Raw genomic sequence first — 13,742 nt, 5'->3', positions numbered from 1 at the left:
CTCCGCCCCCCCACCGGGCAAAAAGCCCGGTTTTCTCACGGGGTCTTTTTACCCCCCCGCCCCCTACAACCGCTAAAAATTCAAATTTACCCCCCCCCCCCCCCCCCCCCCCCCCCACGCGGAAGCCTCAACGGCCCAGGGAATGAGTAAGACATTTCGGGCACCCCGGCCCCGCACACTCGCGGACATCAGCCGTCTATCTGACGCACACAAGTGACCGGACCGCACAGACCAAGGAACCTATGACGTCCCACCAGACTGAAAACAACGCGCCCAAAAACGGCGCATCCAACAACACCGCACCCACCGCAGGACATGGCCCGCACGGTGCAAGCGAAGATCCGCAGAACATCTACCTGCTCAAAGACGCCCCTATCCTCAAGGCGCTACTCTCTCTCGGCGTGCCCATGGCACTCGGCCTCGCCATCACCAGCATCTACAACGTGGTGAACTCCTACTTCGTCGGCCACTACGGCAGCGTCGAAGAGCTCGCCGCCACCGGCTACGGTGTGCCCGTCTTCGGCGTCATCATGGCAATTGCGGGCCTGTTCGGTCTGGGCGCTTCCACCCTCGCCTCCCGAAAGCTTGGCGAAGGCCAGCCCGCCCACGAAATCCACCGTGTCACCTCCTTCGCCCTCTACTCGGCGCTCGGTGCCGGTATCGTCGCGGCGGCTATCGGCTTCATCCTCGCCGACCCGATCACCAGCATCATGGGTGCATCCGGCGGCTCCTACGAACCGACCCGCATCTACGTGCACCTCATGTTCCTCGGCGCGCCCCTCGCTATCGGCATGTTCACCCTCGAACAGCTCGTCCGATCCGAAGGCTACGCCAAGCAGTCCATGTACGGCATCATCGTCGGCACCGTCGTCACCTGCATCTTCGACGTGCTGTTCATCGCCGTCATGGGCATGGGCATCGCCGGTGCCGGTTGGGCGATGCTGCTGGCGAACGGCGCATCCATGCTGTACTACCTGCTGTTCCTGATGCGTCAGAGCGAGAACTTCTCCGCGAACATCCGCGACTTCTCCCTCGACCCCGCCATCATCAAGCCCGTGGTTGCGGTCGGTGCCGCTGAGCTCATTCAGAGCCTCGACCTGATCTTCTCCGCGCTGCTGCTGAACAACCTCGCCGCCTCCTACGGTGACGACACCGTGGCGGCATTCGGCCTGGTAATGCGCCTGGACACGGTGCCCGAAATGCTGTGCATGGGCCTGTGCATGGGCGGTATCCCGCTGTACGCCTACGCGTACGGTGCCCGCAACGGCGCCCGCGTGAAGGAGGCGCTGCGCACCGCAACGATTCTGTCCGTGGCGACCTCCGCAATCATCACCATTCCGATGCTGATTTTCCGCCGTGAACTGCTCGCCGTGGTTGGCGATGCAAGCCTCATCGACACTGGCGAGGAGATTATGGTTGCGCTGATGCTCGCCGCCGTGTTCAACGCGGTCAATATCGTGTTTGTGTCTTGGTTCCAGGCGGCCGGTAAGGGCGGCCCGGCCATGCTGATGACCCTCGGTATTGCTCTGCTGTTCTTCCCCGCCGTGTACTTCGGCAACATGTGGTTCGGATTTAAGGGCCTAACCTGGGCGTTCCCCTTCACCCAGGTGCTCGCCTGCGCGCTGGGTCTGGTGCTCTTCCTCGCCACCGGTGGTGCGAAGGTGCCCCCGGATGGGACTGAGGTTGAGACTGAAGGTTCTGAGGATTCGGACGTTCAGGCCGCCCAGGGTCCCGCCGTACAGCCCGAACAGAAGGCATAGTCCTCAGCCCGAGAAAACATGGTAAAAGCCCCGGACTCCCACCAAGGAAGTTTGGGGCTTTTACGTTAGTTCATTTGCCGGTTAAAGCGCTCAACCGGAAGACGCTAGATTCTTCCGCGCTAGTTCTTCCACCAGGAATCAAAAATCGTCACCGGAGTAGTGCGCTTATGGCGGCTACGCAGGTAAATCTGCTCCAGCTTCGCAGCTGCTGCCTCGTCGATTTCCTTACCCTCCAGGTAGTCATCAATCTGCGGGTATGTCAGACCCAGCTCATCCTCATCGGTACGGCCGGGCACGCCGTCCAGCAGGTCAGCCGTCGGCGGCTTAGCCCACAGACGCTCAGACGCACCCAAAACACGCAGCAGCAACTGGTTCTGGCGCTTATTCAGACCAGCCAGCGGCAACAGGTCCGCGCCGCCGTCACCGAACTTCGTGAAGAAACCCGTAATGGACTCCGCCGCATGGTCGGTACCCACCACCAGGTAGCCGGGGCCGCCAGCAATCGCATACTGGGCGATCATGCGGGCGCGTGCCTTCACATTACCCTTGTTGAAGTCGCTGATCTGCTCGCCGGTCGCGGCAGTGTAGGCGCTGTCGAAACCGTCGACAGCCTCCGCAATGTTGAAGGTCAGAGAGCGGGCGGGCTGGATGAAACGTAGCGCCTCCTGCGCGTCCTCTTCGTCGTGCTGCACACGGTAGGGCAGGCGCACCGCCACGAACTCGGTGGTGCGGCCACGCTCGTTGAGGCGGTCCACAGCCAGCTGGCAGAGACGACCCGCCAGGGTGGAGTCGATACCGCCGCTGATGCCCAGTACCAGGCCGCGGCTTCCGGTGGCTTCCAGGTAGTCGCAGATGAACTGGATGCGGCGCTCCACTTCTTCGCGTGCCTGCTCTTCGGTCATGTTGGGCTTGACGCCCATTTCACGGATGATCTGTGCCTGTAATTCACGCATGACTTAAGTGTACGCTCCACCTTATAGCCCGTGCGGTGAACCGCCGAGGGAGGCGAGGTAGTGTTCCACACGGTCCGTTCAGAGCGGCGCGCGCGGTGGGTTTCATGCTGCCTGAGTCTCCCGCCAGTTCCGTAAATACGCAGCGTACTCACAGGTTGTAATCCTTGTTCCACCCCCCGTTTGCTAGGATGAGTGTACGGTTCAAATACCGTTCAAAGAAGCCGGTGATGAGGGAAAACGCCCCCACACCTGCCACGCCACAGAACACGTCAACCAAGGACGGTGAAGACAGCACCATGGCAAAAACAAAAATTGAACTCTACGACGAGCTCGTAGACATCGAAACCAGCCTCGAAAACCACCCGCTCACCTCCGGGAAAATCACGGAGGCGAACATCATCATCGAGCAGATGAAGGAGCAGGGCGCCACCCAGGAAGAAATCAATGAGGCACTCATCCGGCAGGGGCTGCCTTCCCTCGTGGAGATAGGCAAGAGTACCTTGCTGCAGTCTTTCAGCCTCTGGAAGCTCAACCACCGCAAGTCCAAGGTAGAAGCCGCCATTGAGAAGCTCAACCGTAAAGAAGCCCGCCAGCGCTAACTAGCCCGCCTCGGGCAGGGCGAGGCAAGCAAATACCCCCGGCAGATGCGTGCAGCATCCACCGGGGGTATTTAGCGCTCAAATATAACGCTCCGACTAGCGGTTATTCAGTACACGCACGTTATAGCGGTACACAAACGCCGCCATAGCGTCGCGGTGCACCGGCTCCACGGGGCGGAACGAACCATCGGGCCAGCCGGTGGTCACGCCCTGCTCAGCCAGCCACGAAATCTCGCGGTAGAACTGCTTGTCGGCCGGAACGTCCGTGAAACGAGCCTGCGCGGGGGCAGTGTACTCGGGCGAACCGGCGTAACGGTAGAAGAACGCAGCCATCGCGTCACGGTTCACCGAGCTCTCCGGGCGGTAGGTGCCATCGGGCCAGCCGGTCGTGATGCCCTGAGCCTTCATCCACTCAATCTCCTTGTAGTAGGGGTGGTTGAGCGGAACATCCGAGAAGCTCGGGGTGGACGGTGCGGTGTACTGCGGCGAGCCGCTCATACGGTAGAAGTACGCAGCCATGGTTGCGCGGTCCATGTTGTTCAGCGGGCGGAAGGTGCCGTCCGGGTAGCCGCTGTCAATCTGACGGGCAGCAATCCACGTGATTTCGCGGTAGAACTGGTTATTCGCAGGAACGTCGGTGAAGCGTGCATCGTGGATGGTACGAGCCACCTTCACAACCTGCGCACGGTCGCCAGCAGCAACACCGTTAGCGGTCTTACGGCCGCTCAGGTCACCGGTCGCGTTGTGCATGTGCAGGAACAGAGCCTGATGCTCCTTGTCGTTGTTCTTGCGGTGAACGGTCAGCTGACCGCCGTCACGGTCCACGAACAGGCCGGGCACACCCGACTCCTCACCGGTGAACCAAACACCGGGGTTGAAGGGGGAGTATTCGATAGCCGAGGTGGTGTCCACGTAGGAGTTACCCTCGTTGTGCCAGGTGTCGGTCTGCACCGTGTACTTGATGTTCTGAGCCTTCTCAGCGGTCAGGCCCAGGTCCTTCAGCGGCACACCCAGAATCATGGTGTTGGTGTCCATGATGTTGGTGTCGGTGTCGCCCCAGGCGCTGTTCAACGGGTAGCGAGCCACCACGGTGGATGCGTTACCGGAGATGGACCAGACCTTCACCAGCGGGTAGTCCAGACCCTTCTCGCGGGTCACCTCCAGAACGTAATCTGCGGTGGAGTCGTTATTCGTATCAATCTGCACCTGTACCTGACGGCCCCAGTGCATGCTGTCCCAGGTGCCCCAGGTCGAAATACCGAAGAACAGAGAACCATCGTTCGGGTTCTTGCCGGCAGCCTTCAACGCCGGAGCGTCCGAGGCGGCACCCACATACTGCAGGTCAACAGACTGGTTCGACGGCAGCTTCAGCTGACCGGACGGAATACGGTCGCTGACCGCACCCAGCTCAAACGCACCCAGCAGCGAACGGTAACCGCCCTGGTTCAGGGTCGTACCGCGCAGAGTCACCGTGGACTCCTTATCGGCAATGCCCTTGTAATCAATACGGGAGGCATCCACACGCATCTTCGAGACAGGCTTCGGTGCCACGTGAATCGACTGGCGGATCGCCTCGCGGCCATTCTCAGAGAGAATCAGGCGACCAGAAGCGCTCGCAATGTACTGGCGCTTACCGGCAGCCAGAGTCTGCCCGGCCGTCCAGTCCTGAGCGACCTGGTCGGCGCTCATCGCCGGGTCCATGGTCTTCTCCAGCTTGGACGGGTCAATACGCACGGTCACGGTCACGTTCTTACGCTCCCCGGCACTTACGCTCACCTGCTGCGGGTAGGAGTACTCCACACCCGGGATGGTCGTGCTTGCCTCGTAGCTCAGAGTGTAGGTGTGAGCCTGCGAATCGGTGTTGTCCAGCACGATTTCACGCTGAACAGTCTGAATACCTGAATCGGGGGTATACTCCAGCACACCAAACGCGGTCGAAACACGCTCGGGGGTCTTCGCATCGTACGCAATAACTTTCGCGTCCACGGCGGCACGAGCATTCACCATGCCCGTACCCACACGATCCACCGCGTACTGCATACCCTGCTCATTCTTGATCGGGGTGGACGCGCCGTTCATCAGCGCAGCCTTAATCATCTGCGGGTTGTAATCCTGATGTGCCTGCATCACCAGAGCAGCAACACCGGCAACATGCGGGGTCGCCATGGAGGTACCGGTGAAGGAAACACCCTTATTACCCATACCCACAGCAGCAGAGACAATCTCAGTACCCGGTGCCGCAAGGTCAGGCTTAATGAAGCCATCAGAACCGTGCTGACCGCGAGCACTCGAAGTGTTCAGGTCAAAAGCGTGCGAGTGGGTGCTACGACCCGAAGCCTTGTAGTCCAGGTTCATCTCAACGGTCACCGGACCGGCAGCCAGAGCCTTCTCCAGGTCCTTCGTCGAAGAAGCAGTCAGACGCAGACCCGGAATGGTCGCATTACCACCAATGCCGATCGTGTAGCGCTCAGCCTTACCGGCCATCACCACACCAAGACCGCCGGCAGCCTGAACGTTATCGAAACGCACCTTCGAACCGCACGGGAACGTCAAATCGTCCTGATCCCACTCGAAGTAAACCCACTTACCCTTCAAAGCCTTCGCCTCTTCAGCGGTGAAAGCCTCGCAAGCGTAACGGTTACGCTTCGGTGCGGCAACAACCTCGCCGCGCAGCTGACCAGCGGATGCCTTCGAATAATCGAAGTTCACCGAGTAATCACCCTGCAACCACTCCAAACCAGTCTTCGTGGTCGCGCGGGCACGGTCAATCGGCTGAGTGGAGCCGTAGGCGTTCGCCACCGACAGCGCCGCAGCCGCATTCGCGGGGCTACCCGAATCGGAGTAGGTGTCACCGACACCGTTGTAGTTATTGGCGTTACCGGCAGCGGCCACAGTGAACACACCCTGGCGCGCCATCGTATTAATCATGTACGACTCAGGGTCGTCAGCCGGGGCGAACTCGCCACCGAGAGACAGGTTCACAATGTCGGCGCGGTCAGAGAAATCACCGTCACCATTCGGGTCCATCACGGTATCGAGCGCCTTCATCACTACACTCGAATTGCCGTAGCAACCGAACACGCGAATTGCCAGGATCTGAGCCTCAGGAGCAGTACCGGGGCCAATGGACATGCCCTTCAGCTGCTCCTCCGTCAGGTTCTTGTAATCGCCACGGTAAGTCGTACCGTTCGCCGTCACACCATAACCGGCGGCAGTACCTGCCACGTGGGTGCCGTGACCGCCAGAACCGAAACCATCCGGGCGGCAATCCAGCGGGTTATTATCCGGCTGCGGAGTCGACTTCTCAGCCACCGACGCATTGTAGTCATCACCGACCAAGTCAATGCCGCCAATGAACTTATTACGATCAATCAGACCCGAATCAGCGGACGGAAGCTCCGTCATCGCCTTAGCCTTCAGGTACGAATCCACCGTACCGGGGCCGCCAAAATCAGCGTGCGTATAGTCAACACCGGAGTCAACAACCGCAATCTTCACGCCCTTACCCGTGTACCCCGTATTCTCACGAGTCCACGTGGCAAGAGTCTTCGTATCAATCTCGCTACCGGAGTTCATACGCTCCTTCGCGATAATCGGCGAAATACGCTCCACATCAGGGCGCTCCGCCAACGCACGAATCTGCGCAGCATCACCAGTAATCGCCGCACCACGCATCGCATTATGCGTGGTGTACATCAGCTTAGAACCAGAAGCAGCCGCCACAGACTGAGCCTGCGACTGCACCTGGGATGCAATAGCCTGCACCTGTGCCTGACGGTTCGCCGGCGCCTCCTTACGTGCCAGAACAGCCGCGGACTGGGTCTGCTCATACGCGCCCTTGCCCTTGAACTGCACATACACGGTGATTTGGCCTTCAGCCTTCTGCAGGCCCGGGCTGATACGCGAGGCAGCGTTAACGGATGCGCTCGCAGTGCTTCCTTCGACCTGCTGGGGGCTCTGAGCGTGAGCTGCAGAGAAAGTGGCGGGAACGCCGAGAGTAAGGGCAAGAGCTGCACTCAAACCGGTCGCACCGACAGCCTTCATTCTGCGGCGTGGCGCATGAGGCGTTGTCATGGAATCCTCCTTCGGATTTTCTATTTTTCGGTAATGCTGTGTGCACTGTGGTTGTATATCGGTGATGTGCGGAGGCGGCTCCACCGGCAGACGACGAGTGAGTGTGTCCGCCGGTGAAACCGCCACCAAAACTTGAGAGGTTCCGAGATTTTCAGGCCCCGGACCCTGCCGGTTCTGGGCACCCCTCCCACCCCATGCAGGAGGTGGGAGAGGATCCGAACTGTTCGCTACCAGTTAGGTACCGTCTAACGGCCGGCCTGGTTAGCAACCTTCTCGGTGTAGCGGTAGATGAACGCCGCCATTGCGTCGCGGGCAATGGGGGTCACCGGGCGGTAGGTGCCGTCCGGCCAGCCGGTGCTGATGCCCTTTGAGGCCAGCCACGTGATTTCACGGTAGAACTGGTTATCGGTGGAAACATCGCTGAAGTGGCTGGTCGCGGGCAGAGCCACGTGCGGGGAACCTGCTGCACGGTAGAAGAACGCAGCCATGGCGTCACGGTTCACCGGTGCGGAGGGGCGGAACGTGCCGTCCGAGTAGCCGGTGGTGATGCTCTGAGCCTTCATCCACTCAATCTCCTTGTAGAAGGGGTGCGTGGTGGGCACGTCCTTGAAGCTCGGAGTGGAGGGGGCAGTGAACTGCGGGGAACCCTGCATGCGGTAGAAGAACGCCGCCATTGCGCCACGTTCCACGGACTCCAGCGGGCGGTAGGTGCCGTCCGGGTAGCCGGTGGTGATGCCGCGCTGAGCCAACCAAGAGATCTCGGTGTAGAACTGGTCGCCGCTCTTCACATCGGTGAAGCGGGACGGAGTGATGTACTCGGTCTGCTGCTCCTTGATGTTCAGCACCTCGGCGCGGTTGCCCTTGGCGCCGTTAGTGCCGGAGAGGTCGCCGGTGCCGTTGTGCAGGTGCAGCAGCAGCGCCTTGGCGGGGGTACCGGATTCGCCGAGAGCGGGGATTGCGTCAGCGGAGCGGTGCGCCGTCAGGGTGGTGGTGGGGGCATCCGGGTGGAGGCCAGCCACGGCGGAGGAGTCGCCGCTGAACCACAGCTTGGGGCTGAAGGGGCGGTACTTAATCCAGCCGGTTTCGCTGACGTTACCCCACTCGTACTGGGTGGTTGCGCTGACTCGGTACTGGATGTCCGGGTTGTTTGCGCTGGTCAGGCCCAGGTCCTTGAGGGATGCACTCATGATGAGGGTGTTGGTGTCCATCATGTTGGTGTCCACATCACCCCAGGCGCCGTTGAGCGGGTAGTAGCCGAGTTCAACGAGGTTGCCGTTCTTGTAGCCGTAGAGGCGAACCAGCGGGTAGTCCAGGCCCTTAGCACGGTCGGTGACCAGCTTGTAGTCGGCGCGGTTGTTGCCGTCAGTGTCGATTTCTACGGTGAAGGTGTTCTCGTAGGAGACAACATCCCAGTTCGCCCAGGTGGAGATACCGAAGCGCAGGGTACCGTCATCAGCGTTGCCGCCGGCTGCCTTCAGCGCGGGCGCATCCGAGGAAGCACCGACGTACTGCAGGTTTGCCTTAACGTTGCTGTTCAGAGACAGGGAGGTGGGAGCCACACGGTCCACGCTCGCACCGTACTCGAAAGCACCAAGCAGGGAGCGGTAGCCGCCCTGGTTGACCTCGGTGCCGCGCAGCGAGATCTGGGACTTGGTCCAGCCGGTGTCTGCCTTCTGAGCCTCCTCGCTGGAGGGCTTCTGAGTGAAGGCGACGGTGTCTTCGGTAGCGTGCATGGTGCTCACGGGCTTGGGTGCCACGTGAACGGGCAGGCGCAGTGCCTTGGTGCCGTCTTCGGTGAGGACGAGTCGGCCGGATGCGCTGGCAATGTACTGACGGTACTGTGCGGGAACGGTTTCGTTGCCGGTGTAGTAGTCAGTTGCGTTCTGGGTGGTGTCCATTGCCGCGTCGCGGGTCTTCTCCAGCTTGGACGGGTCGATGCGCACGGTGACTTCGAACTTCTTAGTTTCACCGGGTGCGAGGGTGACCGCGGAGGGGAAGGAGTATTCCACGCCGGGAATATTAGTGCTTTCAGCGTAGGACAGGGCGTAGGTGTGCGCCACGGAGTCGGTGTTCTCGACCGTCACCTCGCGGGTGAGGGTCTGAACGCCAGCATCCGGTGCGTACTCGAGCACACCGAAGCTCAGGGACACGGTTCCACTCTTGTCAGCGTTGTATACGAGGGACTTCGACTGCACGGCAGCGAGGGTGTCGACTCGTCCGGCGCCCACACGGTCCACCGCGTATGCGGCACCGGATTCGGTGCGCACATCGTGGGTTGCGGTGTTCATGAGGGCGGACTTGACCTGTGCGGGGGCGTAGGTCGGGTGGCTCTGCATGACCAGGGCGGCGGAGCCGGTCACGTAGGGTGCCGCCATGGAGGTGCCGCTGAAGGTCACGGAGTTGTTACCGGTCCCCACCGCCGCGGAGGTGATGTACGAGCCGGGTGCCGCAATGTCGGGCTTGGTGTAGCCGTAGCTGCCGTGGAAGCCGCGGGCACTCATAGGGTTCAGCTGATCCAGCTTATCGGTGTCCACGCGCAGGGAGGACTTCAGCTCGTTGCCGAGACGCACGGTCAGGGGCTTACCTGCCGCTTCTGCTGCGGTGATCTGTGCACGCAGGTCCTTAGCGGCGGATGCTGCCAGGCGGAAGCCGGGCAGGGTATCGTTACCGGCAATACCCAGGCCGGGTTCTTCGTCGTTGCCTGCAAGCAGCACGCCCTTGGCGCCTGCCGCCTCCAGGTTGTCGAAGCGCACCTTGGAGCCGCATGCGAGGTCACCGTCATCTTTAGCCCAGTCGATGAGTACCCACTTGCCCTTTACAGCTGCCGCTTCGTCGGTGCTGAGGGCGTTGCAGGCGTAGCGGTTGTTCTCGGAGATTGCGGTGAGTTCACCGGTGAACTCCTTGGTGCCCGCCTGCGCCCAGGGGTAGGAGACGCTGTAGTCGCCGCGTACCTTGCGGGTGGTGCCGGTGGCGGGGTCGGTCAGTTCTGCCGCATCGACGGCGCGGGTGGAGCCGTAGGCGTTAGCTACGGTGATTGCGCTGGCTGCGGTGGCGGGGTGACCGGAGTTGGAGTAGGTGTCGCCGCGCAGGCTGTAGTCGTTGGCGTTACCCGCGGAGATCACGGAGAGCACGCCGGCGCGGGTGAGCGCGTCAACGGCGTAGGCTTCGGGGTCGTCCTGCGGGGAGAATTCGCCGCCGAGGGACATGTTGACTATGTTCACGCGGTCGGAGAAGTCGCCGTCACCGTTGGGGTCGAGGGCACGGTCGAGTGCCTCGATAACGACGTTGGTGCTGCCGCTGCAGCCGAAGACGCGGAAGGCGTAGATTTCAGCGTCGGGGGCGACGCCGGGGCCGATCTTCATGGTCTTGAGCTGCTCTGCGGTGAGCTTGCTGTAGTCGCCGGTGAAGGTGCTGCCGTCGGAGTTCACACCGTAGCCTGCCGCGGTGCCCGCCACGTGGGTGCCGTGGCCGCCGGTGGTGCAGTCGAGTGGGTTGCCGTCAGGGGTTGCGGTGTTGGTGCCGTCGTAGGCGTCACCAACGAGGTCGTAGCCGCCAGCAACCTTGGTGCGGTTGATGAGCCCGGAGTCTGCGGAGGGTAGCTCGGTGAGCTTGGATGCCTTTTCGTAGTCTTCGAGCTTGCCGCTACCGCCGAAGTCGGTGTGGGTGTAGTCGATGCCGGAGTCGATGACGGCGATTTTCACGCCCTTGCCGGTGTATCCGCCCGCGCCGGCGGGGTTGGTGGTGCCGGTCCAGGTGGCGAGGGAGCCTGCGTCGATAGCGGCACCCGCGTTCTGGCGGTACTTGGGCAGGATGGGAGAGATCTTCTCTACGTCGGATCGGTTGGCGAGTGCCTTGATGGACTCTGCGTCACCGCGCACTGCCACGCCGCGTACTGCGTTATGGGTGGTGTAGAGGACCTGCGCGCCGGACTGGCTACTGACCTGCTGTGCCTGGCTCTGCACCTGGGAGGCGATTGCCTGCACCTGTGAGCTGGTGTTGATGGGTGCCTGCGCGCCAGCGCGTACGCCTGCGGGCTGGGTCTGTTCAAAGGCGCCCTTACCTTTGAAACGGACGAACGCGGTGACGGTGCCGCTGGCGTTCTTCATGCTTTCGCTGATTACTTGCTTGACGGCGTCGGGGTCTTCCGCGGCGTGGGCGGTGGTGCCCAGGGCTGCGAGGGGGCTCAGTGCCATGCTGAGGGTGAGTAGCCCGCTGCCGATTCGGCGTTGGTGCGACTGGCCGCGGGGGTTTGGGGAAGCGGTGTGCGTCACGGTGCTCCTTTGCTTGGCTCCCGGGGTGTTTCTGGGAGGCTTGTGGTGTTGTTCTGGTGGGTTCCAGGTGAAATTAAACACACTAGATGTGAACTAGAATACACCTCAAAATAGCTTGTGAAGCGTTTATTGTTCCTAAAAGTATCAAATTGTGGATATATTCGACCCTTTTCTTTTTACATTTTTCATTTGCATCCAATTCTGCGGTGCCCGCTCTGTCGGGGCATCTGCTCCCGCGCCCGCGCCGCCGAACGCAAACATGGGCGGCGCATCATAAAAGATTCCCCTGCATACCCCAGCTCCCAGTAGTACTGAACCCCCGGCAGTGTTAACACGTGCGTGTTGGCGCTTGTCGGGGGCTTTTTCTCAGCTTTTATCAGGCAGGTTTCAAGGGACTGCCCAGCGCACGCTGGTACGGTGGTGCCACTAGGAGTATGTCTGGTAAGCGAAGGAGACAACCATGGCAGACCTCCCCACTGAAAAGAAGGAAACTGCAAAGAAGGACGAGGCGTACCAGCCCCTCTGGGACACCGACCAGTCCGTCCCGGAATACATGACGCTACTCATGGGCGAGCAGACGCAGAAAAATGAAGACGCTGAGCTGCACGAAGACTCCGAAGAGGAAGAGTACGAAGATCTAGAGCACCCCGACCCCGATTATGAATACGTTTACCCGGGTGTCCCCAAGCGCTACGACTCCGCACGGAAAGACCCTCATGACACCGACGACAATGACACCGACGACATCGAAGAGCCGGAAGACGCATTAGAAGATACCCCGGAAGACACTCACGAATCTCGTAAGGACGACGATGCGAACCACATCCCTTCGTATTGGTGCCTCTTACCAGCATCGTAGAACCCGAATACGGCTATATTGTCTCGTTCATTTTCGTAATGATCGGTGTGGGGTCAATCTTTGTGGTGCCGGTTCTGTGGATCATGGGCATTGTTCGCCTCTTCAAACGCCGGAATCAGATAAATGAACTCATCGAGGAGGGGCAGACCCCGCCCACCGAGTTCTGGTACTGCCTCGTGTACAACCGCCTGCCGGAAGGCTACACGGGCGTCAACGGCTTCACGAAAGAAGAAGAGGATTCTTTCTCGGTGTACGAGTTTCTGAAAAAGCAAGAACACGCAAAGCTATGCGAGGCCGCAGCACAGCGCAAGGCTGCCGCACTACATAAGCCCGCCGCGCATCCTGGCTCACCCGGTGTAGAGAAACAGGACTAACCTCGGCCAACCCACACTGTATAACGACCTGCCCCTCCACGCACATAACACCGCGTGGAGGGGCAGGAGCGTCTTTTTTGTGTCATCTTCGGGTTTCTTCGTCTGTTGTCCGGCGAGGGTTAATATTCCATTTACCTTGCCTTGATAGGGTGAAACCATCACGAGCGTTGCGACCAAGCAGAGCGAGGCGGGCACCCTCCGAGAACGGCGAGTTAGCCTGCCGCCGCACCTCAATGATTAGCTGTATCCACTCATCGATAGATTAAGGAAAAGAAGGATGTCCCAGAACCCTGAACAGTACAACCAGTACTCCCAGCATGCACCCTCCTACTCGCAGGCGCCGGGTCAGCCGTCTAACGGTTACGTAGTCTCCTCCAAGGATGACCAGAACATGGCGATGCTCGCGCACCTGGCTTCTGCAGTTCTGTCTCTGCTGTCCTTCGCATCCGCAAGTATTCTCGCGCCGCTGGTCATATGGTTCATCTACAAGGACAAGCCCGGTTACGGTTTCACTAAGGAAGCATCCCGCCGCGCCTTCAACTTCAACTTTTCCCTGTGGCTCGTCAGCATGGCTTCCTGGCTGCTGATAGTGGTGACCTTCGGCATTCTGGGCATTATCCTGTGGGTTGTCCCGATGGTTGTGGCTATCCTGATGGTTATCTTCCACAGCCTGGCTGCTATGGCCGCAAACCGCGGTGAGCAGTACGCCTACCCGATGACTTTCATCGAGATCATCAAGTAGTCTTCACGGCTCATACCGGTAGCGCCCCCGTCCGAATATCGGATGGGGGCGCTACCGTGCCTGGGGAGACTCACCGGCACCGTATCTGGCACGCCTACCGCCCCGTAACA

The 13,742-nt window shown here is 60.6% G+C and carries 8 protein-coding genes; 5 read left to right on the top strand and 3 right to left on the bottom strand.

From position 1 onward, the window contains the following. The first annotated feature begins 242 nt into the window (after positions 1–242). Positions 243–1,760 carry an MATE family efflux transporter gene (locus NML54_RS08465; RefSeq protein WP_254757467.1) on the top strand — a complete coding sequence of 506 codons (1,518 nt, stop codon included), beginning with the start codon at positions 243–245 and terminating at the stop codon, positions 1,758–1,760. 119 nt (positions 1,761–1,879) lie between these two features. Here NML54_RS08465 and nadE read toward each other — a convergent pair whose 3' ends face one another. After that, entirely contained in the window at positions 1,880–2,713 is an 834-nt protein-coding gene (gene nadE, locus NML54_RS08460; protein ID WP_254757466.1) for an NAD(+) synthase, read from the bottom strand. Positions 2,714–3,009: 296 nt separating this feature from the next. Between nadE and NML54_RS08455 the strand changes: the two genes are divergently transcribed. Beyond that, on the top strand, positions 3,010–3,312 hold the full coding sequence (locus tag NML54_RS08455) for a recombinase (protein WP_254757465.1): 303 nt from the start codon (positions 3,010–3,012) through the stop codon (positions 3,310–3,312). Between the two features lie 96 nt (positions 3,313–3,408). On the opposite strand, the gene NML54_RS08450 is transcribed toward NML54_RS08455, so the two are convergent. Both NML54_RS08450 and NML54_RS08445 read right to left on the bottom strand, forming a co-directional pair. Continuing rightward, a complete protein-coding gene (locus NML54_RS08450) occupies positions 3,409–7,386 on the bottom strand; it encodes a S8 family serine peptidase (RefSeq protein WP_254757464.1) in 3,978 nt (1,325 codons plus the stop codon). A 245-nt stretch (positions 7,387–7,631) separates the two neighbouring features. Then, positions 7,632–11,579, bottom strand: a complete 3,948-nt coding sequence (locus tag NML54_RS08445) for a S8 family serine peptidase (protein WP_256500386.1) — start codon at positions 11,577–11,579, stop codon at positions 7,632–7,634. Positions 11,580–12,117: 538 nt separating this feature from the next. On the opposite strand from NML54_RS08445, the gene NML54_RS08440 reads away from it, so the two are divergent. The 3 genes from NML54_RS08440 (at position 12,118) to NML54_RS08430 (ending at position 13,632) form a co-directional block, all read left to right on the top strand. Next, complete coding sequence (locus tag NML54_RS08440; RefSeq protein ID WP_254757462.1) at positions 12,118–12,516, top strand: hypothetical protein; 399 nt, start codon at positions 12,118–12,120, stop codon at positions 12,514–12,516. Further along, positions 12,495–12,890, top strand: a complete 396-nt coding sequence (locus NML54_RS08435) for a hypothetical protein (RefSeq protein WP_254757461.1) — start codon at positions 12,495–12,497, stop codon at positions 12,888–12,890. The genes NML54_RS08440 and NML54_RS08435 overlap by 22 nt, the downstream gene beginning before the upstream one ends. A 277-nt stretch (positions 12,891–13,167) precedes the next feature. Continuing rightward, on the top strand, positions 13,168–13,632 hold the full coding sequence (locus tag NML54_RS08430; protein WP_254757460.1) for a DUF4870 domain-containing protein: 465 nt from the start codon (positions 13,168–13,170) through the stop codon (positions 13,630–13,632). Positions 13,633–13,742 lie beyond the last annotated feature (110 nt).

Origin of the sequence: Rothia gullae (genome assembly GCF_024294905.1) — a bacterium.
Classification (GTDB): domain Bacteria; phylum Actinomycetota; class Actinomycetes; order Actinomycetales; family Micrococcaceae; genus Rothia.
This window is presented reverse-complemented; position numbering and strand designations above follow the sequence as displayed.